Source organism: Cobetia sp. 4B (assembly GCF_018831605.1).
Taxonomy (GTDB): domain Bacteria; phylum Pseudomonadota; class Gammaproteobacteria; order Pseudomonadales; family Halomonadaceae; genus Cobetia; species Cobetia amphilecti.
On record NZ_CP059843.1, the window covers coordinates 621,983 to 644,114 of the forward strand.

The following is a 22,132-nucleotide window of genomic DNA, read 5'->3' on the forward strand; positions in this document are numbered from 1 at the left end:
TGATGGGAGAGGCTACTTTCCACGCTCAAGATGAAGATCCGGTGTCAGAACCATGATCGCCCCGCGCCGCTCAGGTCCGGCACTCGCAGTGCAAGGTGGTGCGCTCAGCCAGGCCTGTCGCGCGGCTTCCTTCCCGACTCCACCCAAGGACACATTCGATGCCCCCCTCCATGCCCCCCTCAAGCCCCTCGGAATCCCCGCAACCTGACGCCGCCACGCTGATCGCGGACAGCCATCCCCACGCACGGCAGGTGCTCGATTACTGGTTCACTCAGCTGACGCCCAAGGACTGGTTTCGCAAGAGCGATGCCCTCGATGGTCAGCTGCGTGAGCGATTCGCCGCGCGCCTCGAGCAGGCGCTCGCCTGTGAGCTGTGGGAGTGGCGGGCGAGTATCGGTGGGCGGCTGGCGGAAATCCTGCTGCTGGACCAGTTCGCGCGCAATATCCATCGCGATACACCGCGCGCCTTCCATGGCGACAACCTGGCACTCGCGCTCTCCCAGCAGGCCGTCGCGCTGGGCGACCTGGACCGCCTTCCGCTGGCCTGGCAGCCCTTCGCGATCATGCCGTGGATGCACAGCGAATCGTTGCGCATCCATGAACACGCCGAACAATTGTTCGCACGCCCCGGCCTCGAGCACACCCTGCGCTACGAGCATCTGCATGCGGACATCGTGCGTAGATTCGGCCGCTACCCGCATCGCAATGCGATTCTCGGTCGCGAGTCCACGCCGGAAGAGATCGCCTTCCTGGGCCAGCCCGGCTCCTCATTCTGACAAATGAAAAATCCCCCCTTTTAATTGTGTGACGTCGTCTCCAAGACTTGTACAGCGGCGCCAAGCGCCTGTACATCAGCAAGGAAGGAGACAGCAGATGGGTATCATTCTTGGGTTGATCATCGGTGGTCTGGCCGGCTGGATCGCAGGCAACATCATGCGCGGCGGCAGCTTCGGCATTCTTGGCAACATCGTCGTCGGTGTCGTTGGCGGCCTGTTGGGCAGCGTCATCTTCAAGCTGCTGGGGCTGGCCTCCACCGGCATCATCGGCTCGCTGGTCGTCTCGGTCGTGGGGGCGGTGGTGTTGCTGTGGATCGTCTCGAAGGTCAAGTCCAAGGCCTGACGGCGCGGTATCGAGCCCCGTCAGGCGGTTGTCAGCAAGTGCAAGCAGCAAGTGCAGTCGTCAACAGCAAGTGAAGTCCCTCGCGGGTGTCTGGATGGATTCGATGTAGACACCCGCCGCAGCAACGCCTCTTGTCACCCGGGGCACCTGACTGCCCGGTGATCTGTCACGGCGCCGAGAGGTGCCTTGCTCGAGAAGTGCTTTGACAACAAGCACTTTCACGACAAGTACTTGGACAAGAAGTACGCCGGCAAGAGGCGGCAAGGCCGAATCATCCTTCAGCGCCACAGTAGTGGCGCGTTGCGGATCTAGCGAAAACAGGAGCGTTTGAGCATGGCGAGCAATGAGCACGATTCAGCACCTTCTTCCCAGTCGAATGCCGACAGCGCGAAGTGCCCCTATCACGAGGGCCAGAATCGCTCGGCAGAGGGAGAGAACCCCTATACCCATCCCAACCGCAATGGGCCGCACGACACCAAGCCCAATGCCGGTGATGGCCATGCCAAGGACGAGGCGCTGGAGACCTATCGCGCCGACGCCGAAGGGCATGACCTGCGCACCAACCAGGGGCTGCGCATCGCGGACAACCACAACTCGCTGAAGGCGGGGGAACGCGGTCCGACCCTGATGGAAGATTTCATCTTCCGCGAGAAGATGAACCACTTCGACAATGAACGTATTCCTGAGCGTATCGTTCACGCGCGTGGCGCGGCCGCGCACGGGTATTTTCAGGCCTACGACAATGCCGCCAGGTATTCCAAGGCCGGCGTGTTCAGCGACCCGTCCAAGAAGACGCCGGTGTTCGTGCGCTTCTCGACCGTGCAGGGCTCGCGTGGCTCCAACGACACGGTACGTGACGTGCGTGGCTTCGCGACCAAGTTCTACACCGATGACGGCAACTGGGACCTAGTCGGCAATGACATCCCGGTGTTCTTCATCCAGGACGCGATGAAGTTCCCGGACTTCGTGCACGCCGTGAAGCCGGAGCCGCACAACGAGATTCCCCAGGGCCAGTCAGCCCACGATACCTTCTGGGACTTCGTGTCACTGATGCCGGAAACCACTCACACCGTGCTGTGGACCATGTCGGACCGCGCCTTCCCGCGCCATTACCGCAACATGGAAGGCTTCGGTGTGCATACCTTCCGTCTGATCGACCGTGAAGGCGTGTCGCGCTTCGTCAAGTTCCACTGGAAGCCGGTGGCCGGTACCTGCTCGCTGATCTGGGATGAAGCCCAGAAGCTGTGGGGACGTGACCCGGACTTCAACCGTCGCATGATGTGGGATGACATCAAGAGCGGCGCGCCGCTGGAGTGGGAACTGGGCATCCAGGTGGTCGAGGAGAAGGACGAGCACAGCTTCGACTTCGACATTCTCGACCCCACCAAGTTGATCCCCGAATCGCTGGTGCCGGTGGTGCCGATCGGCAAGATGGTGCTGGACCGCAATCCGGACAACTACTTCGCCGAGACCGAGCAGGTCGCCTTCAATCCGGCCAACATCGTGCCGGGGATCGACTTCTCCAATGACCCGCTGCTGCAGGGGCGTCTGTTCTCCTATCTGGATACCCAGATGCTGCGTCTTGGTGGGCCGAACTTCCACGAGATTCCCATCAACCAGCCGGTGTGCCCGTTCCACAACAACCAGCGCGATGCCCAGCATCGTCAGACCATCAACACGGGGCAGGCGTCCTACGAGCCGAACTCCATCGATGGTGGCTGGCCGGCCGAGACACCGCCGTCCCAGGACGCCCATGGCGGTTTCGAGCCGTATCATGAGCGCATCGAGGCGCATAAGGTACGTGCGCGCAGCGCCTCCTTCGGGGATCATTATTCCCAGGCCACCCTGTTCTGGAATAGCCAGACTGACGTGGAGAAGGAGCACATCATCGCGGCCTACACCTTCGAGCTTTCCAAGGTTGAGCGTCCGTGGATCCGTGAGCGGGTGATCACCGAGATCCTGCCCAACATTGATCTGGAGCTGGCACGTCGCGTCGGTGAGAATCACGGCATCGAGACACCGACCAGCAAGCCCGCGCCGGACGGTGAACTGGGCACCAGCCAGGTCGACAGCGACCCGGCACTGAGCCTGATGACGCGCCTGCCGGACTCCATCGCCACCCGCAAGGTCGCGATCCTGGCCGCCGATGGCGTCGCCATGGAAGATGTTCGCTCGATCAAGGAGCAGCTGGCCGCCGAGGGTGCCGAAGGGCTGTTGATCGCCCCGAGCATGGCGCCGATCAAGGCCGGAGACGGCACCATGCTGTCGCCGGATGCGATGCTCAATGGCCTGCCGTCCGTGACGGTGGATGCCGTCGTCGTCGCTGGCGGCGTGGGCAGCGTCGAGGCGCTGAGCGGCTCGGGCCTGGGGCTCTATTATGTCCAGGAAGCCTACAAGCACCTGAAGCCCATCGTGGCGATCTGCGAAGGCAAGGAGCTGCTGGCCGCCGCTCGCGTGCCGGTCGAGGAGGGCGTCATCCTGGTGGATGATGTGCTCGCCGCCAGCCTGCCGCTGCGTGATGCCCTGATGGCTCACCGTGTGTGGTCGCGTGATGCGCGTGCCAACCAGATGCCGGCATGAGGTGCTGACGCCCCACAAGGTATGATGTAACTCACCAAGCCCCCTGACCTGCGAAGGTCAGGGGGCTTTTTCATGGTCATGATGCGGTCATTTCCGCACGTGAAGATGTGATGGCGGAGAAAGGTGAAAACAGGGTTGGTGACACCTCCGGGTTGAGAGCCGTCCTGCGGTTCTCGCCGCTGAGGGTGGCTGATAGGCTCAGTGATAGAGGCTGATTATCGAAGGCATGCTGGTAATTGATTATCGCTAGAATTACCAGGTGCGTAAGGTAAGCAGGCATCAAGGGGCCACAAGCCAGCACATGCCGGGCAGGCATTGGCCCCGACCCGATTCGACAATGGGCTGCAGGCCTTCACATCAAGCAGCGCATGAAAATGTGACATCAGCAGCATCTGGCCTTGCCAGTCGAGTTTGATAGCGCTTTTTTCTACCTGACAGGAGAACGTCTACATGTCCCAGACTCCACGCTATACCACAGGTAACGGCGCCCCGGTGCCTCACGATGACATCAGCCAGACAGCGGGCCCGAATGGTTCACTGACCTTCGACAACTGGCGTCTGTTCGAGAAGCTGGCGCACTTCAACCGTGAGCGCATTCCGGAGCGTGTCGTCCACGCCCGTGGCGTCGCCGCCTACGGCACCTTCACCCTGACCCGTGACCTGTCTGACCTGACCATCGCCCGCTTCCTGCAGGGCGTCGGCAAGCAGACCCCGTTGCTGGCGCGTTTCTCCACCGTGGCCGGTGGCCAGGACAGCGGCGACAACACTCGCGACGTGCGCGGCTTCTCCTTGAAGTTCTACACCGAGGATGGCAACTGGGACATGGTCGGCAACAACACGCCGGTGTTCTTCATCCGCGAGCCGTCCAAGTTCCCTGACTTCATCCACACCCAGAAGAAAGACCCGCGCACCAACATGGTCGACTGGCAGAATCGTTGGGAATTCTGGGCCAACCATCCGCAGGCGCTGCATCAGGTCACCATCCTGATGTCCGACCGCGGTATCCCGAAGTCGCTGACCACCATGAACGGCTACAGCTCGCACACGCTGAGCCTGTGGAACGACAAGGGCGAGCGTGTCTGGGTCAAGTGGCACTTCAAGACCGACCAGGGCCACGAGACGCTGACCGACGATCAAGCGGCGCAGGTCGCCCCGGACTTCCACCAGCACGACATGTTCACCCGCCTCGAGCGTGGCGAGCGTCCGAGCTGGACCGTCAACCTGCAGGTGATGACCGAAGCCCAGGCACGTGACTACCACATCAACCCGTTCGATCTGACCAAGGTGTGGCCGCACGGTGACTTCCCGCTGATGGAAGTCGGCAAGATGGAGCTCAACCGCAACCCGGAGAACTACTTCGCGGAAGTCGAGCAGTCCGTCTTCTCGCCGTCCAACTTCGTGCCGGGTATCGGCGCCTCGCCGGACCGCGTGCTGCAGGCTCGTCTGTGGGCCTACGCCGATGCACACCGCTACCGTGTCGGTGCCAACGCCGAGCAGCTGCCGGTCAACCGTCCGGTCTGCCCGGTCAACCACTACCAGCGTGATGGCGTGATGGCGGGCATGTGCCCGGTCACCGGTCACGGTGGCGGCCCGCTGGGCGGCCAGGTCGGTCAGGGCGTACCGGGAGAAACGAAGGAAGGTGGCCAGTACTCACGCACCAACTTCTACCCCAACGAGCGTGCCGATCAGGGCGCCCCGGTGCCGGACGCTACCGTCGCCGAGCCGGCGATGCCGCTGGAGCAGAACGCCTGGATGGGCTATCACGACAACAGCGATGAGGATAACTACAGCCAGGCCGGCAACCTCTATCGTCTGTTCGATGAAGGCCAGAAGACGCGCATCACCGACGTCATCGCCGGCACCATGGTAGGCGTCAGCCACGTGGTCCAGGACAAGATGATCGCGCACTTCCGTCAGGCGGATGCCGACTATGGTGATCGTATCGCCACCAAGCTGGCCAAGCTCGATCCGCGCTGAGTCAGTCATGCTGTACCCTTCGTCAGGTCAGTAGTGCTCCCTTGAGCTGACGAAAACATCAAGGCCCCCGCCGGGTAACCGGCGGGGGCCTTGTCGTATGCGGCTGTCAGGGTGCTATCCGACAGTCACAGCGCTGTGCGAAAGACACGCAAGCACAGGCACCTCAGTCGTTGTCGCGCACGGCCTCATCAAAGTCGGCTTTCTCGCACACGCCCAGCGCCCACAGCAGGAAGGCGTCCTGGCGCGCATTGTCACGCCACGCCTTGAAGCGACCCGAGGCGCCGCCGTGGCCGGAGCTCATGTCGGTGCGCAGCAGGACAGGATGCGGCGTGCAGTCCATCTGGCGCAGACGCGCATACAGCTTGGCCGGCTCCCAGTAGGGCACGCGGGTGTCATGCCAGCTGCCCTGCAGGAACAGCGGCGGATAGGGCGCGGCACTCAGGTTGTCCAGCGGCGAATAGGCGCGGATGCGACGCCGCGCCTCGTTCTCGTGCGGGTTGCCCCACTCGGTGTATTCCGCGGTGGTCAGCGGAAGCTCCGGATTTTCCATGGTGCGCAGCACATCGACGAAGGGCACATCGAGCACCGCGGCGCAGAAGGCCTCGGGACGCTTGTTGAGGCTGGCGCCGACCAGCAGACCACCGGCGCTGGCACCGTAGGCGGCGATGCGATCCGCGGCCCCGACGCCTTGCTCGACCAGCGCATCACGCGCGGCGAGGAAGTCGTTGAAGCTGTTTTCCTTGTGCTCCAGCTTGCCGGCCAGATACCAGGGCTCGCCACGGTCCCCGCCGCCACGCACGTGGGCGACCGCGAAGGCGACGCCGCGCGTCAGCAGTTCCAGGCGGGCGATCGAGAACCAGGGGTCCAGCGTCTCGCCGTAGGCGCCATAGCCGTAGAGCAATACCGGCAACGGGGCGTGGGGGTGGCCTGCGTCATCACACAGGTCGCGCCGCATGACCACCGAGACCGGCACCTGCTCACCATCGTCGGAGGTCGCCCACAGGCGGCGGCTGATCAGCTGCTCGGGCGCGAGATCGCCATGCACGGTCTGACGCTTGAGCAGGCGGCGCTCTCCCGTGTCGAGGTCCAGCTCGATCCAGCTCGGCGGCGTGGTGAAGCTTTCCTCGCGGATGCGCAGGCGGCGAGCGTCGAAATGCGGGCAGTCGCCCAGCCCCTGGCTCAGCGGTTGCTCCGGCATCGCCAGGCGTTCGTCGCGGCAGAACGTTTGTGTCGGCGCCGTGCCCTCGAATTCGATCACCCGCAGCCAGGCCTGGGCCTGACGGTGATCGCGCTCATCGACCATCAGTCCCCAGCTGAAGGCCTCGACGCCTTCCAGCGTCACCTCATCGCGGGTGGCGATCAGCGGCTGCCAGTCGCCGGGCGCATGCTCGGAGGCGATATCGAGCTGGAAGTGCGGCGCTTGCCTGTTGTGCAGCACATAGAAGTGGCCGGGGCGGTGATCGACACCGTACTCGACGCCGGTCTCGCGGGCGCGCACCAGGCGCATTTCACCCAGCGGGGTATCGGCCTTGAGCAACCAGGTCTCGCTGGTGTCCTTGGAGGCGGTTTCCAGGATCAGCCAGGCGCGTGAGCGGGTCTTGCCCATGCCGACCCAGAATTCGCTGTCTTCCTCGCGGTAGAGCAGTGTCTCGGCGCGGCTCGCGACATTCAGACACCAGATCTCGAAGGGGCGCTGGGTGCTGTCATAGCGCGTGAACAGCAGGTGCTGGCCGTCCTCGGCCCACACCAGGTCCGGCCCGATATCCTCCAGCAGACACTCGTCATCGTGGCCGGCGTTGCGTGAGTCGCCATTCGTCGCGTTCAGTGTTGCAAGACGCAGGCTGAACACCTCGTCGCCGCTGGTGTCCAGAGTCCATGCCAGTTGCTGTTCATCCGGGGAGATGGCCATATCGCCGAGCTCGACGAAGTCGTGATGGCGCGACAGGCTCTGCAGGTCCAGCAGGCATTCGTGCTGGCGGGTATCGGCGGGGTCGGCGCCGATCGCATGGCGCCACCAGACCGGGTAGTCGGCGTCAGCGGCGGTCTCGCTCCAATAGACGTAGTGATCCAGTGCCTCGGCCAGGCTTGAGACGGCCAGTTCACGGCGCGCAAGATGGCCGTGATAGAGGGCGTCGCTCAGCGGCGCGAGCGGGGCGAACCAGCGATCACTCTCGGCGTTGGCCGCCGTGAGAAAGGTGGTGACCTCTGGCGTGTCGCGTTCTTCAAGCCAGTGCCATTCGGGGTCATCGGCACGATAATGGCGCTGGACGGGGCTATCGGGCATGGCTACCTCTTGAAAGTGGGGTGCTCGAGTGTGTCGGGCGGGCATGGAGTGTAACATTGAGCCTGTCCCACAGCGTGCGCAAGCCCTTGCCTCATGGGAGGCATCGCCGCCGTGAGAGATGAATGCGCAGCCTCTGGTGCCACGCAACGTGTGGCCCCGATGATGGGATGACTCGATGGCTGAACTGAGGTGCCGGCTGCTTCTGCACAGGACAGGCACCCCTCAGAATGTCAGTCTCGACAGGATGTTATGACAGGAGTGAAGGGCATGATGATTTCCGATTCGCTGCCGCAGATGTGGCTGATCTATTTTGGCCTGGCGGCGGTAGTGCTGTTTACCGGCTATATGGCGGTGCGAATACTGCCGCGTTTCCTGCGCTGGATCCTCGTCGGCGGCATCGCCGGCATGATCGCCGTGCCGACCAGTTTTCACGTCACGGCCAGCGTCGCGGAAGATGCCTACACCGGCCTTGCACCGGCCATCGTGGCCTTTGCCGTCAGCGTGGTACAGAAGGATGGTGGTGGCATGGCCTCGGCCTTCGGCATGCTGGTACTGGGCATCGGGGCCGGCGTGGTGCTGGGCCTGGTGATCTGGTGGCTGGGACGCGGGCGTGAACAGCGTCGCCGCGCCGCCCAGCAGCGCCGCGAGCCTCATGGCCACGAGCAGGAGGATGAGGAAGTGCGCGAGGGCCACGCCGCTGGCGCCAGCTTGCGTAGCGAGAAACGTGGCACCCCGGCTCGTGCGTCGGCGCGTACCCGCGCAGGCCGTGACCGTCAGGAACCGTCGCTCTGATCGAGCGTCGTTCGATCAGCGCCAGCCGTGCATTGTCCGAGCGTGGACTAAGGATCTGTCATGCCCCGTGATGTAGCTGTCACTTCGTCTCTTGAGCCAGTCCGTTCACCAGGGCTTGCGTCCGGCTCTTCATCCGGCCCTCTAGCGAGGGGTGCGGGTGCGCGCTGGCTGGCTGCCCTGATGCTGGCGGGCATCAGCCTCGCCTCGTCCTCGGCCTTCGCCGAGCAGGCATCGCCAGCGGCCAACGCCTCGGCCAGTGAACAGGCTGAGCAGATGCCGTTCGTGGCCCGCGATGTCGCGAGTGACGTGAATGCAGCCAGTGGCTCGGCGCGCGACATTGCGCCTGACCTGCGCATGGCGATCGATGTCTCCGGCAGCATGAAGCACAACGACCCGACCAATCTGCGCGCCAGTGCGCTGGACCTGCTGGTCACCTTGCTGCCGGAGCGCTCGCGTGCGGGGCTATGGGGCTTCGGTGAGCAGGTACAGCCCTTGCTGGCGCTGGGCGCGGTCGATGCGGGCTGGAAGCAGGCGGCCCGCGGGCTGGAAGGGCGGCTGGACGATTACGAGCAGTACACCGACCTCGAGGCAGGGCTGCGAGCCGCCGCCGAAGGCGCCGATGCGAGCATCGATGGCCAGGGGCCGCGTCAGGTCATTCTGCTCTCCGATGGCATGGTCGACCTGCGTGAGCCAAGCAGCGAGAAGGCCGCCTCGGACAGCGCCTCGCGCCAGCGCATCACCGATGAGCTGACGCCACAGCTGGCAGCGCACAACATCACGGTGCATACCGTCGCGCTGTCGCGCAACGCCGATATCGATCTGCTGCAGCAGGTCGCCGATGGCACCGGCGGGCTGGCGACGGTCGCCGAGACCCCGGAAGACCTGCTGCGTGCCTTCCTTGGGGCGCTCGACCGTATCGTGCCCGGCGAGCTGGTGCCGCTCGAGGACAAGCGCTTCACCATCGATGGCAGTGTCGAGGAATTCACGGCGCTGGTCTTCCATGGTCCCGATGACAGCGCGCCGGTATTGATCGCACCCGATGGTCAGCGCTATTCGCTGGCCGACAAGGCGTCGTTGCCCGAGGGCGTGCGCTGGGAACATCAGCCGCGCTATGACCTGATCACCGTGACCGACCCCGAGGCCGGGCAGTGGCGTATCGAAGGGCAGGTGGGCGTCGATAGCCGCATCACCGTGGTATCAGACCTGGCGCTGGTGTCGCGCCCGCTACCGGCCACGCTGTATCGCGGCTTTGGCTATTCCCTCTCAGCCTCGCTGGTCGACGGCGCACGTGATGTCGACGAGCAGGACTTCCTGGCGACGCTGGACGGCAATGCGCGTCTGGTGCCGGAAGACGAGGGTGGCATGTCAGCAGAAACGGCAGCCGTGACCAGCGCCCAGCAGCGCGGTCTTGAGCGTGACGGCGCGCAGTTCAGCGTCAACATGCCGCCGCCGCAGCAACCGGGTGGCGCTCGCCTCACGCTGACCATCGAGGGCCAGCGCGATGGCGCGCCCTTTGCACGTCAGTTGAGCCAGCGCACCAGCGTGGTCGACCCGCTGCTGGTCGAGCCGATCGGTGGCAATGCGCAGAATGCGACGCCGCCGAGCGCGCTGGAGGTCAGCGCGCGCCATCCGCTGCTCAACACCGCCAATACCCAGCTGGACGCGACGCTGCAGGGCGAGCCGTTGAGCGTGGCGGAGGCGGGCGAGAGTCGCTGGCGTATCGAACTGCCGCCGCTGGAACGTGACGTCAGTGCCGATGTGCAGATCAGTGCGCGCATCGCACTGGGCGGGAGCTCACGGGTGATCGATCTCGCGCCCTATACCCTCAACGAGAATGCGGCGCGGCGTGCCGCCAATCTGGACCGCTCGCCCATCGAGGGTGAGTCCTTCGGTGAGATTCAGGGCCTGGATCAGGCGGTAGAGGAGAAGGAAGACCTCAATGATCTGCTGATGAAGGGCCGCCTGCCCATCGACAAGGTGCCTGCGTTGATCAGTCAGTGGTTCGAAGGAGCTTCGGACTTTGCCCAGCGTGAGGCAGAATCACCGCAAAGCCGCATGATCGCTTACGCCGTGGCCGGTGTGATCGGCCTGCTGGTAGTGATCATGTTGGTGCGTCGCATGACGCGCAAGCCGACTCAGCGGGAGGAACCCCATGTGTGAACTGCTCGGCATGAGTGCCAATGTGCCGACCGATATCTGCTTCAGCTTCGCCGGTTTTCTGCAGCGAGGCGGGGGTACTGGTCCGCACCGCGATGGTTGGGGAATCGCCTTCTACGAAGAGGGCGGTTATCGCGAATTCCGTGACCCGCATCCGTCGGTGGATTCGCCCATCGCGCGCATGATTCTCGACTATCCGATCAAGTCGCAGATGGTCATCAGCCATATCCGTCAGGCCAATGTCGGCCAGGTGACGCTGGCCAATACCCACCCGTTCACGCGCGAGCTGTGGGGCCGTCAGTGGTGCTATGCCCACAATGGTCAGCTGGCGGACTGGCAGGCACTGCCCCTGCCGTACTACCGCCCGGTGGGCAGTACGGACAGCGAGCACGCCGCCTGCTTCCTGCTCGGCGAGATCCGGCGCGCCTTCCCGAATCCGCCGGCGCGGTGCGAAGACCTGTGGCGGCATCTGCACGCCCAGTGCGAGCGTCTGCGCGGGCTTGGCGTCTTCAATCTGCTGCTCTCCGACGGCGTGCATCTCTACGCCTACTGCTCCACCAAGCTGGCGCGCATCACGCGCCGCGCGCCCTTCGGGCAGGCGAGCCTCACCGACTTCGAGATGAGCGTCGACTTCCAGCAGCACACCACCGATGCCGATGTGGTCTCGGTGATCGCCACCGATCCGCTGACCGATAACGAGCAGTGGCAGCGCCTGCTGCCGGGTCAGCTGGTGGTGTTCCGCGAAGGCGAGCTGGTCGCCAGCCTCGGTGGCGAGTTGCCGCTGAGCCAGGAAGAGTCAGGGCAGGAGCAGGCCGAGAACGGGGCGGTCGATCGCACCGCGACCGCGCGCCGCAAGCCGGATTGGCTGGCTTCAGACTTGAGTTGCTGACGTTTGGCTGAGTCGCTGACGTTTGGCTGAGTCGCTGACGCTGAGCGACGCAGAAAGAGCGTGAATGCCAGATACACGAAGGGCCGCAATCGCGGCCCTTCGTGTTTGCGGCTTTTGCCTGGTCAACGCGTGAGGCTCAGCCTTCGACGTCGTCGAACATGCCGGCGAACATCGGCGAGGACAGGTAGCGCTCGCCGCTGTCCGGCAGGATGACGACGATGGACTTGTCGGCGTAGGCGGGGTCTTCCGCCAGACGCAGCGCCGCGGTCATCGCCGCACCGCAGGAGATGCCGCACATGATGCCTTCTTCCTGCATGATGCGACGCGCCATGGCCATGGCGTCTTCACTGGCGACCGGCTCTACGCGATCGATCAGCGCCAGGTCCAGGTTGTCGGGAATGAAGTTGGCGCCGATGCCCTGGATCTTGTGCGGGGCCGGCGTGATCGACTCGCCCTGCATGCGCTGGGTGATGATGGCGGATTCCGCCGGCTCCACCGCCACGGCTTCGAGTGACTGGCCGCGCACCGTCTTGAAGTAGCGGGCGATGCCGCTGATGGTGCCGCCGGTACCGACGCCCGCCACCAGCACGTCCATCTCGCCATCCAGCGCGTCCCACAGCTCCGGGCCGGTGGTCTCTTCGTGGATGCGCGGGTTGGCCGGGTTGGAGAACTGCTGCGGCAGGAAATAGCGTTCCGGTTCGGCCTTCTGCAGCTCGCAGGCCTTGTCGATGGCGCCCTGCATGCCCTTGGCCGGGTCGGTCAGCACCAGGTTGGCGCCGAGGGACTTCAGCACCTTGCGGCGCTCCATGCTCATGGAGGAGGGCATGGTCAGGGTGACGGGGTAGCCACGCGCCGCGCCGACGAAGGCCAGCGCGATGCCGGTATTGCCGGAGGTCGGCTCGATGATCTCCATGCCCGGCTTGAGCACGCCGCGCTCTTCGGCGTCCCATACCATGCTGGCACCGATACGGCACTTGACCGAGAACGCCGGGTTGCGGGCTTCCACCTTGGCGTACAGGCGTGGGTGGCTGCTGAGGCGGTTGATCTTGACCAGCGGCGTATTGCCGATGGCTTGCGAGTTGTCCTGATAGATCTTGGCCATGCGAGGTCCTCTGGGTATCTGGCGGCTAGACAGCGAGCATGCCCGCTGCTTGAGTGAAGTGATGATGCTCAGCAACGGCTGTCGCGACTGCATGAGCATAAGGTTAAGGGCTAGCCGAGCGCGACTCAAAGGCCTGAAGCGCATAACGACATGGCAAGGTTGGCAGTCGCCGCTAGTCTCTGACCAAGGTCGTACAAGAGTAGTGGTTTGATTCAACGACACTTTTTCGGATGTGAACGATGGTTTCAATCGGTCGTTTTACATCATTGGCCTGACTGGTTAAGGTGAAGCGCGGCGGCCCTGGAGGTTCTTGCCGGGGTGTCGCCGGTGCGTTGTCGGCACCTGCGCGCGCGCTGTCGCGCCGTCCTTTTCCCCATCGCGCCGTCATTCATGTCATTGTTCACATGTGGGCGTGACGCCCTGATAACAACAAGTGCTGAATTCTCGCCTGTGGCTGCCAGTGAAAGACTCCGCGCCCGGCCACGATCCAGCAGACGAATGCAGTCATGGAGCCCAAGCCATGCATGATGCCAATCCTGCCAACGCCTCGGCAGACCCGGAAGCCGACAAGGCGTCTGATCACGCTGGCCCCGTGACCGGGGACGCCAACCTGATCCTCAGTGGTGAGCCGTTGTCCGGTCTCGAGGATTACCCCTCGATCCTCGAGGTCTTCGAGGCCAGCTGCGCCAACTATGCCGAGCGTCCGGCCTTCAGCTGCATGGACAAGACGCTCAGCTACGCCGATGTGGACCGGCTGTCGCGCAATTTCGCCGCCTGGCTGGAACACGAGACCGGCCTTGAACCCGGTGACCGCATCGCCATCCAGCTGCCGAACCTGCTGCAGTTCCCGGTGGCGGTATTCGGTGCGCTGCGCGCCGGTCTGGTGGTGGTCAACACCAACCCGCTCTACACCGAGCGCGAGATGCAGCACCAGTTCCATGACTCCGGCGCTCGCGCCATCGTGATTCTGGCCAACATGGCGGACAAGCTCGAGAAGGTGCTCAAACGCACGTCCATCGAGGAGGTCATCATCACCGAGATCGGTGACCTGCATGACTTCCCCAAGCGTCCGCTGATCAATCTGGCGGTGCGCTACGTCAAGAAGATGGTGCCGAAGTACCACCTGCCCGACGCACACGGCCTGCGTGACGTGCTCAAGCGCGGGGCGGGGCTCTCGCACACACGTGTCACGCGCCAGCCCGAGGACATCGCCGCGCTGCAGTACACCGGCGGCACCACCGGCGTCGCCAAGGGCACCATGCTGACCCACCGCAATCTGGTCGCCAACATGCTGCAGGCGCGCGGCGTGATCAGTGATGTGCTCAATGAAGGTCAGGAGGTGCTGATCGCGCCGCTGCCGGTCTATCACATCTATACCTTCACGGTGAATTGCCTCTACAGCATGGAAAGCGGCAACCACAGCGTGCTGATCACCAATCCGCGCGATATCGATGGCTTCATCAAGACACTGGCCAGGACACCGTTCACCGCCTTCGTCGGCCTCAACACGCTGTTCTCGGCGCTGTGTCAGCGTGATGACTTCAAGGCGCTGGACTTCTCGAGTCTCAAGCTGACCATCTCCGGCGGCATGGCGCTGACGCGCAGCGCGGCCGAACGCTGGGAAGCCGTCACCGGCTGCCCGGTCGCCGAGGGCTACGGCATGACCGAGACCTCGCCCATCGTCAGCTTCAATCCGCCGCGCGAGCTGCAGCTGGGTACCATCGGCAAGCCGGTGCCGGGCACCGAGCTCAAGGTGGTGGACGCCGATGGCGTGACGCTGGGGCGCGATGCGCCGGGCGAGCTGTGCGTGCGCGGCCCCCAGGTGATGAAGGGCTACTGGCAGCGTGACGATGCCACGCGTGAGGCGATGGATGACGAGGGCTTCATCCGCACCGGCGATATCGCGGTCATCCAGCAAGATGACTTCGTGCGCATCGTCGATCGCAAGAAGGACATGATCATCGTCTCCGGCTTCAATGTGTTCCCCAACGAGATCGAGGACGTGGTCAGCGGCCATCCGGATATCGTCGAGGCGGCGGCAGTGGGCGTGCCGGACGAGCAGAGCGGCGAGGCGATCAAGCTGTTCGTGGTCTCAAGCAATCCGGATCTGGATCGCGACAGCCTGCGCAGCTGGTGCAAGGAGCAGCTGACCGGCTACAAGGTGCCGCGCTTCGTCGAATTCCGTGATGAACTGCCCAAGACCAACGTCGGCAAGGTGCTGCGCCGTGAGCTGCGCGACAGCGAAGAGAGCGGTGGCAATACGCCGCTACGCGAGCACTGAGGACAGCACTGAGGACAGCACTGAGGACAGCGCTGAGCCGGCGGCGTGGCAGGGAACAAGCGCCGCCAAGGTTGGGCGCGGCTACGCGCAGGGCTACAATGGACGGCCCGTCACTTGTTGACGGGCCGTTTTGTCATTCAGGTGTCATGGCTTGCTGCCTCGTGCAGGCGAGCGTGAGGCTGAATTCCCGAGAGTTTCCGGCTGCGCGCTTGGCGTGTGGTCGCTGGTTGAGAAGAGGCAGTCCTTGAGCGACACCGCTACCGCACCGTCCGAACATGCGCGTCTTGAAGCCCTCGCGGCTCGCCTTGAACGCGCCCTGAGCCGTGATCAGCGCGAGCTGGGCAAGCGCCTGGCTGGCCTGCGGCGGCGTCTCAAGGAAGGCAAGCCGGTCGATCGTGCCATCAACGACATCGAGAGCCGCCTGGAGGCGAGCATCGCCCAGCGCGCCGCGCGCGAGACGGCACTGGCACGTTGGCAGACACCCGCCGCGCTCAACTATCCGCCGGAACTGCCGGTGGTGGAGCGTCGCGAAGACATCCTCGCCGCGCTTGCCGAGCATCAGATCGTGGTGGTCGCCGGCGAGACCGGCTCGGGCAAGACCACCCAGTTGCCCAAGCTGTGTCTGGAGATGGGGCTGGGGCGCAACGGCCTGATCGGCCACACCCAGCCACGCCGTCTGGCGGCGCGCTCGGTGGCGGCGCGTCTGGCCGAGGAGCTCGAGACGACACTCGGCGAGACGGTCGGGTATCAGGTGCGCTTCAACGACACCACCGGCCCGTCGACGCTGATCAAGCTGATGACCGACGGTATCCTCCTGGCGGAAACCCAGCATGATCCGGACCTGAGCCGCTACGAGGCGATCATCATCGATGAGGCCCACGAGCGCAGTCTGAACATCGACTTCCTGCTCGGTTATCTCAAGCGTCTCACCGCGCGCCGTCCGGACCTCAAGATCATCATCACCTCGGCGACCATCGACGTGGAGCGCTTCAGTCAGCACTTCGCGGCCCAGGATGGCACGCCGGCGCCCATCGTCTCGGTCAGCGGGCGCAACTTCCCGGTCGAGACCCAGTACCTGCCGCTGGTGCGCGATGCCGAGGATGAGGAAGATCTCAGCCTGCAGGAAGGTATCCTGCGCGCGGTGGAAGAGCTGTCGGTGATCGAGCGCGAGAAGGGCTGGATGCAGGGCCCGCGTGACGTGCTGATCTTCCTGCCCGGCGAGCGTGAGATCCGCGCCACCGCGGACACTCTGCGTCGCGCCCAGCTGCGTGATACCGAGGTACTGCCGCTGTACGCGCGCCTCTCGAACGAAGAGCAGAACCGCGTCTTCCAGCCGCATCGTGGCCGCCGCATCGTGCTGGCCACCAATGTCGCCGAGACTTCGCTGACCGTGCCGGGCATCCGCTACGTGATCGACCCGGGCCTGGTGCGCATCAGCCGCTACAGCTATCGCTCCAAGATCCAGCGTCTGCCGGTGGAACCGATCAGCCAGGCCAGCGCCAACCAGCGCAAGGGCCGCTGCGGGCGTATCGCCGAAGGCCTGTGCATCCGCCTCTACAGCGAGGAGGACTTCCTCGCGCGCCCGGAATACACCGAGCCGGAAATCCAGCGCACCAACCTGGCCTCGGTGATCCTGTCGATGCTGTCGCTCAAGCTGGGCGACATCGAGAAGTTTCCCTTCGTCGATGCGCCGGATTCGCGCTTCGTCACCGATGGCTTCCGCCTGCTGCGCGAACTGGGCGCGGTGGATGAACACAACCGCCTGAGCCGTGATGGCCGCACCCTGGCGCGTCTGCCCATCGACCCGCGTCTGGCGCGCATGGTGCTTGAGGGCGCCTCGCGCGGCTGCCTGCGTGAAGTGCTGATCATCGTCAGCGCGCTGTCGATCCAGGACCCGCGCGAGCGCCCCGCCGACAAGCGCCAGCAGGCCGATCAGATCCACCACGAGTGGGATGACGACAACTCCGACTTCGTCAGCTGGCTGAATCTGTGGGAAGGCTTCGAACTGGCGCGGGATGCGCTGGGGGCCAACCCGCTGCGCCGCTGGTGCAAGGCGCGTTTCCTCAACTATCTGCGCCTGCGCGAGTGGCATGACACCTTCCGTCAGCTCAAGCAGCTGACGCGCGACCTGGGGCTGGAGATGACCAGCGCCCAGCATGAGCGCGACGCTGAGGCGCAGGCCGAGGTCACCGCGCGGGTACTGGCCTCACCGGGGCAGGGCCGCCGCCCGTCGGTGGCCATCGATCACGAATCACTGCATCGCGCGCTGTTGACCGGGCTGCTCTCCAATCTTGGCCTCAAGCAGGAAAATCGCGAGTATCTCGGCGCGCGCAACCGACGCTTCTTCGTCCACCCGGGCTCCGGTGTGGCCAAGAAGTCGCCCAAATGGGTGATGGCGGCCGAGATGGTCGAGACCACCAAGCTCTACGCGCGTCAGGTCGCGGCGATCAAGCCCGAGTGGGTCGAGCCGCTGGCCGAGCATCTGGTCAAGCGCAGCTACAGCGAGCCGCACTGGGAGATGAAGCGTGCCCAGGTGGTCGCCAGTGAGCAGGTGACCCTGTTCGGGCTGCCCATCGTCACCGCGCGCAAGGTGCATTACGGCCCGCTGGCGCCGGAAGAATCCCGCGAGCTGTTCATTCGCCGTGCGCTGGTCGAGGGCGAATTCCAGACCCGTGCGCCGTTCTTCGCCCACAATCGCGGCCTGATGGATGAGGTCGGTGAGCTTGAGGACCGCGCGCGCAAGCGGGACATCCTCGTCGACGAAGAGACGCTGTTCGCCTTCTATGCCGAGCGCATTCCGGAAGGCATCTACAACGGGCGCAGCTTCGACAAGTGGCGCAAGGAAGCCGAGCGCGACAACCCGGATGTCCTGCATCTGAATCTCGACGACCTGATGGCGCGCGACGCCGAGGAAGTCACCGTCGCGCGCTACCCCGAACAGCTGCACCACAACAGCGTCGCCTACCCGCTGAGCTATCACTTCGCGCCCGGTGCGGTGGATGACGGCGTGACGATGATCGTGCCGGCGGCGATGCTGTCGCAGCTGCCGCGCTATCGCATCGAATGGCTGGTGCCGGGGCTGTTGCGTGACAAGGCCATCGCGCTGATGAAGTCGCTGCCCAAGCAGTACCGCAAGCAGGTAGTGCCGATTCCCAACTGGGTCGATGCCGCACTTGAGGCGCTGACCCCGGACGACGTGCCGCTGACCGATGCGCTGGCCGAGTTCATGCGCGTCAAGACCGGCCTGCGCCTGCCGCAGGATGCCTGGGCGCCCGAAACGCTGGAACCGCACCTGAAGATGAACCTGCGCATCGTCGATCAGGACGGCAAGGTGCTGGGCGAAGGGCGTTATCTCGAAGCGCTGGAGGCTCGCTTCAAGGACTCGGCCGCGGCCGCCGCGCGGGCGATGGCCAGTCGCAGCCGTGAAGCCGACAGCGAAGTGCTGGAAGATCTGCCGGAGGCGCCGATCGCCACCTCGCACAGCACCACCCAGGCGGGCATCCGCGTCGAGGCCTATCCGGCGCTGGTGGTGAAGGCGGCAGCGCCTGCCGACAGCGGCATGAGCGCCAAGCAGCGCAAGCTGGCGCGCAAGACCGGCAAGAACAGCGCGCCGTCAAGCCATGCGCCTGCCAGCGCGACGGCTCAGGTCGAGCAGAATCTGAGCGTGGAGCTGTTCGATCACCCGGCCAAGGCCGCCGCCGCGCACCGTGATGGCATCACGCGTCTGGCGATGGCACGCCTGCCGGACCAGGTGCGCTATCTGGACCGTGACCTCAAGGCGCTGGAGCGCTGTGCGCTGCTGTTCGCCAAGGTCGGCACGCGTCGCCAACTGGCGGATGACTTCATCTACAGCGTCTTCGAGCAGGTGATGGCCGTCGAGCCGCTGCCGCGTTCGCGCAGCGAACTGCAGGCGCGTCTCGATGACAAGCGGGCCGAGCTGGTGCCGCACGCCGAGGCGCTGCTCAAGCCGCTGGAAGCCGCGCTCAAGCAGCATCTGGAGCTTTCCAAGCGCCTCAAGGGCAAGATCGACTTCTCGATGGCGCTGGTGGTGGCTGATCTCAAGGCCCAGCAGGCGCGCCTGATCACGCCGGGCTTCATCCAGGCCTCCGGTGACTGGCTGCATCAACTGCCGCGCTATGTGGAGGCGATGCTGATCCGTCTCGACAAGGCGCCGCGTGAGCGCATGCGCGACCAGCGTGACATGGAAGGGGTCAAGGGCTTCGAATCCCGCCTTGATGCCCGCCTGAGCAAGGCGCGCGAGCAGGGGCTGCCGGATGCGGAGCTGGAAGAGTTCGGCTGGTGGCTGCAGGAACTGCGCGTCTCGCTGTTTGCCCAGCAGCTCGGCACCCTGGAGACCGTCTCCGCCAAGCGCCTCGAGAAGCGCTGGCAGGAGTTGATGGCGCGCCGCTGATGTCCTGAGGCTGGGCTCTGTCCTGGCTGAAGCTCTGTCCTGGCTGAAGCTCTGCCTTGTCTGGGCCATTCCAGGGCGCTGTGCGTGGCATCAGGGGCTTGCGTGACCGGTACGTGGAGGCGTGCCGCGGCGGGATGGCCCAAGCTGCAGACAGGAATTGCTGTTTAAGCATTCACTGTGATCGCCCGACAAATGCTGACTCGGGCGTCTGGAATCGCCGAGACAGCGTACACTGAACATGGGGCATGACGACGCGGCGCCGGGTCGTGCCCCGCTCAATTCTGGTGATATCCCGCGGGATAGCACTGTCAGGAGTGGATGCATGCCAAACAATGACAATGATCACGCTGCCGATACGCAACACGCCAACGCCGGTCAGTCCATGAGCGCCAGCGGCAATCATCGCGTACTGATCACCGGCAGCGGGCTCTACACGCCGCCCAATGCCATCAGCAACGAGGCATTGGTGGCGTCCTTCAATGCCTGGGTGGCGGCGGACAATGCCGCCAATGCCGACGTTATCGCACGTGGTGAGCGTGAGGCGCGCACCGAGTCCAGCGCCGAATTCATCGTCAAGGCCTCGGGTATCCACAGCCGCTACGTGCTGGATGCCGAGGGCATTCTCGACCCGGAGCGCATGCGCCCACGCCTGCCGGCGCGCGCCAATGACCAGCCCTCGGTGCAGTGCGAGATGGGTGTGGCGGCCGCGCGTGAAGCGCTGGCGGCGGCGGGCGTCAACGCCGCGGACCTGGATCTGGTCATCGTGGCCTGTTCCAACCTCGAGCGCCCCTATCCGGCAGTGGCGGTGGAATTGCAGGCCGCGCTCGAGGCCGGTGGCTATGCCTTCGACATGAACGTGGCGTGCAGCTCCGCCACCTTCGGCATCGAGACCGCCGCCAACGCGATTCGCAGCGGCAGTGCCAGGCGTGTGCTGATGGTCAATCCGGAGATCTGCAGTGCGCATCTCAACTTCCGCGACCGTGACAGCCACTTCATCTTCGGGGATGCTTGCACGGCCGTGGTGCTGGAAGCGGCGGATGTCGCCACGCGCACCGATGGCTTCGAGGTGCTCGGCACGCGACTGGTGACGCGCTTCTCCAATGCGATACGCAACAATTTCGGCTTCCTCAATCGCACGGCGGTGCTTGAGGACGACGTGGCATCCGCGATGACACTCGACAGCGCAAGCCATCGTGTAAAGGCCGATGACAAGCTGTTCATCCAGGAAGGGCGGCGCGTCTTCCGCGAGGTCTGCCCGATGGTGGCCGAGCTGATCACCACCCATCTGGGCGAGATCGAGGCAGACGGCGGTGATCTTGATCGCATGTGGTTGCATCAGGCCAACCGCCACATGAACGACATGATCGCGCGGCGTGTGCTGGGGCGTGACCCGTCGAGCGAGGAAGCGCCGATCATTCTCGATCGCTACGCCAATACCAGCTCCGCGGGCTCGGTGATCGCCTTCCATCTCCATCACGCTGATCTGGCGCCGGGGAGCCTCGGGGTATTGTGTTCTTTCGGGGCAGGCTACAGTGCCGGCAGCGTGCTGCTGAAACGCTGCGGTTGAAGCAGGACATTGCGCGAATCCACGTGGCCTGTGCTGGCTCTTGGCGGGCGCGGAACGTATAAAGAAGACCGGACCTGACAGCCAGGGATGTGGCAAGGACCGCTGCAGGAATCCAATAGACTTACAGGTGACGAGATGCACACGATCAAGACTTCCCTGCCGGCACTGCTGGCCATGTCCCTGCTGGCGGGTTGCGCCAGCACCGGAGACAGCGAGCCGAACCCTCAGGACCCCTGGGAGGGCTTCAACCGTAACGTCTATACCTTCAATGACACCCTGGACCGCTATGCTCTCAAGCCGGTCGCGCAGGGCTATGACTATGTGACGCCGGAGCTGGTACAGGATGGCGTGGGCAACTTCTTCTCCAATCTGGGAGAGGTCAGCACCATGTTCAACTCGGTGCTGCAGTGGAAGTGGGCCAATGCCGGTGTCTCCACCGGCCGTCTGCTGCTCAACTCCACCGTCGGCATCGGCGGCCTGTTCGACCCGGCCAGTGAGCTTGGCTGGACAGTGGACGAGGAAGACTTCGGTCAGACCCTCGCCGTCTGGGGCGCAGGGCAGGGGCCGTATCTGGTGCTGCCGCTGTTCGGTCCGAGTACCGTGCGTGATACCGCGGGCATGCCGGTGGATTACTTCGCTGATCCCGTCAACTACGTCGAAGACGACAAGGTGCGTTACGGCCTGAAGGCGCTGGATCTGGTCGATACCCGTGCCGGGCTGCTCGAGCAGGAGAAGCTGATCCAGGGCGATCGCTACAGCTTCATTCGTGATGCCTACCTGCAGCGCCGCAACTTCGAGATCAACGATGGCAAGCTGGGCGATGATCCCTTTGCCAGCGACAGCTTCGATGATGCCGATCTCGACGGTGCCTTCGCACCGGAAGACGACAGCCAGTAACGCGTCACCCGCAGCAGGCGACCGGTACCGTGAAGGGTCAGTGGTGCCGGTCGCGAGGGCAAGCAGCATCAAGACT

General features: G+C 64.5%; 13 protein-coding genes. 11 read left to right on the forward strand and 2 right to left on the reverse strand.

Features of this window, described 5'->3' with window-relative positions:
* Positions 1 to 158 precede the first annotated feature (158 nt).
* The 4 genes from H2O77_RS02650 (at position 159) to H2O77_RS02665 (ending at position 5,676) form a co-directional block, all read left to right on the forward strand.
* Entirely contained in the window at positions 159 to 776 is a 618-nt protein-coding gene (locus H2O77_RS02650; protein ID WP_240548689.1) for a DUF924 family protein, read from the forward strand.
* Between the two features lie 97 nt (positions 777 to 873).
* Positions 874 to 1,119 (forward strand): GlsB/YeaQ/YmgE family stress response membrane protein, encoded by a 246-nt coding sequence (locus tag H2O77_RS02655; protein WP_043333988.1) that lies wholly within the window; start codon positions 874 to 876, stop codon positions 1,117 to 1,119.
* 333 nt (positions 1,120 to 1,452) lie between these two features.
* Positions 1,453 to 3,699, forward strand: a complete 2,247-nt coding sequence (katE, locus tag H2O77_RS02660) for a catalase HPII (protein WP_215823849.1) — start codon at positions 1,453 to 1,455, stop codon at positions 3,697 to 3,699.
* Between the two features lie 450 nt (positions 3,700 to 4,149).
* Entirely contained in the window at positions 4,150 to 5,676 is a 1,527-nt protein-coding gene (locus H2O77_RS02665; protein ID WP_153635106.1) for a catalase, read from the forward strand.
* Positions 5,677 to 5,839: 163 nt separating this feature from the next.
* Here the strand turns inward: H2O77_RS02665 and H2O77_RS02670 are convergent, their stop codons facing one another.
* Positions 5,840 to 7,960 (reverse strand): prolyl oligopeptidase family serine peptidase, encoded by a 2,121-nt coding sequence (locus tag H2O77_RS02670; protein WP_240548690.1) that lies wholly within the window; start codon positions 7,958 to 7,960, stop codon positions 5,840 to 5,842.
* 267 nt (positions 7,961 to 8,227) lie between these two features.
* Here H2O77_RS02670 and H2O77_RS02675 point away from each other — a divergent pair, with 267 nt between their 5' ends.
* The 3 genes from H2O77_RS02675 to H2O77_RS02685 are packed head-to-tail and all read left to right on the forward strand — an operon-like array spanning position 8,228 to position 11,798.
* Positions 8,228 to 8,752 (forward strand): hypothetical protein, encoded by a 525-nt coding sequence (locus H2O77_RS02675; protein WP_052384613.1) that lies wholly within the window; start codon positions 8,228 to 8,230, stop codon positions 8,750 to 8,752.
* 60 nt (positions 8,753 to 8,812) lie between these two features.
* Complete coding sequence (locus H2O77_RS02680; protein ID WP_215823851.1) at positions 8,813 to 10,912, forward strand: vWA domain-containing protein; 2,100 nt, start codon at positions 8,813 to 8,815, stop codon at positions 10,910 to 10,912.
* Positions 10,905 to 11,798 carry a class II glutamine amidotransferase gene (locus H2O77_RS02685; protein WP_215823852.1) on the forward strand — a complete coding sequence of 298 codons (894 nt, stop codon included), beginning with the start codon at positions 10,905 to 10,907 and terminating at the stop codon, positions 11,796 to 11,798. Before H2O77_RS02680 ends, H2O77_RS02685 begins: the two co-directional genes overlap by 8 nt.
* Positions 11,799 to 11,934: 136 nt before the next feature.
* On the opposite strand, the gene cysK is transcribed toward H2O77_RS02685, so the two are convergent.
* A complete protein-coding gene (gene cysK, locus H2O77_RS02690) occupies positions 11,935 to 12,900 on the reverse strand; it encodes a cysteine synthase A (protein WP_043333985.1) in 966 nt (321 codons plus the stop codon).
* A 520-nt stretch (positions 12,901 to 13,420) separates the two neighbouring features.
* Between cysK and H2O77_RS02695 the strand changes: the two genes are divergently transcribed.
* The 4 genes from H2O77_RS02695 (at position 13,421) to H2O77_RS02710 (ending at position 22,056) form a co-directional block, all read left to right on the forward strand.
* Positions 13,421 to 15,181 (forward strand): AMP-binding protein, encoded by a 1,761-nt coding sequence (locus H2O77_RS02695; RefSeq protein ID WP_215823853.1) that lies wholly within the window; start codon positions 13,421 to 13,423, stop codon positions 15,179 to 15,181.
* A 244-nt stretch (positions 15,182 to 15,425) separates the two neighbouring features.
* A complete protein-coding gene (gene hrpA / locus H2O77_RS02700) occupies positions 15,426 to 19,592 on the forward strand; it encodes an ATP-dependent RNA helicase HrpA (RefSeq protein WP_215823854.1) in 4,167 nt (1,388 codons plus the stop codon).
* A gap of 382 nt (positions 19,593 to 19,974) precedes the next feature.
* On the forward strand, positions 19,975 to 21,159 hold the full coding sequence (locus tag H2O77_RS02705) for a beta-ketoacyl-ACP synthase III (protein WP_215824466.1): 1,185 nt from the start codon (positions 19,975 to 19,977) through the stop codon (positions 21,157 to 21,159).
* Between the two features lie 135 nt (positions 21,160 to 21,294).
* Positions 21,295 to 22,056, forward strand: coding sequence for a VacJ family lipoprotein (locus H2O77_RS02710; protein ID WP_043333983.1), 762 nt, complete (start codon positions 21,295 to 21,297; stop codon positions 22,054 to 22,056).
* Positions 22,057 to 22,132 lie beyond the last annotated feature (76 nt).

Coding starts and splice junctions, on each gene's coding strand:
- H2O77_RS02710 (WP_043333983.1), top strand. CDS start 21,295: ATGCACACGATCAAGACTTCCCTGCCGGCACTGCTGGCCATGTCCCTG.
- H2O77_RS02655 (WP_043333988.1), top strand. CDS start 874: ATGGGTATCATTCTTGGGTTGATCATCGGTGGTCTGGCCGGCTGGATC.
- H2O77_RS02685 (WP_215823852.1), top strand. CDS start 10,905: ATGTGTGAACTGCTCGGCATGAGTGCCAATGTGCCGACCGATATCTGC.
- H2O77_RS02665 (WP_153635106.1), top strand. CDS start 4,150: ATGTCCCAGACTCCACGCTATACCACAGGTAACGGCGCCCCGGTGCCT.
- H2O77_RS02695 (WP_215823853.1), top strand. CDS start 13,421: ATGCATGATGCCAATCCTGCCAACGCCTCGGCAGACCCGGAAGCCGAC.
- katE (WP_215823849.1), top strand. CDS start 1,453: ATGGCGAGCAATGAGCACGATTCAGCACCTTCTTCCCAGTCGAATGCC.
- H2O77_RS02650 (WP_240548689.1), top strand. CDS start 159: ATGCCCCCCTCCATGCCCCCCTCAAGCCCCTCGGAATCCCCGCAACCT.
- H2O77_RS02705 (WP_215824466.1), top strand. CDS start 19,975: ATGAGCGCCAGCGGCAATCATCGCGTACTGATCACCGGCAGCGGGCTC.
- H2O77_RS02675 (WP_052384613.1), top strand. CDS start 8,228: ATGATGATTTCCGATTCGCTGCCGCAGATGTGGCTGATCTATTTTGGC.
- H2O77_RS02680 (WP_215823851.1), top strand. CDS start 8,813: ATGCCCCGTGATGTAGCTGTCACTTCGTCTCTTGAGCCAGTCCGTTCA.
- H2O77_RS02670 (WP_240548690.1), bottom strand. CDS start 7,960: ATGCCCGATAGCCCCGTCCAGCGCCATTATCGTGCCGATGACCCCGAA.
- cysK (WP_043333985.1), bottom strand. CDS start 12,900: ATGGCCAAGATCTATCAGGACAACTCGCAAGCCATCGGCAATACGCCG.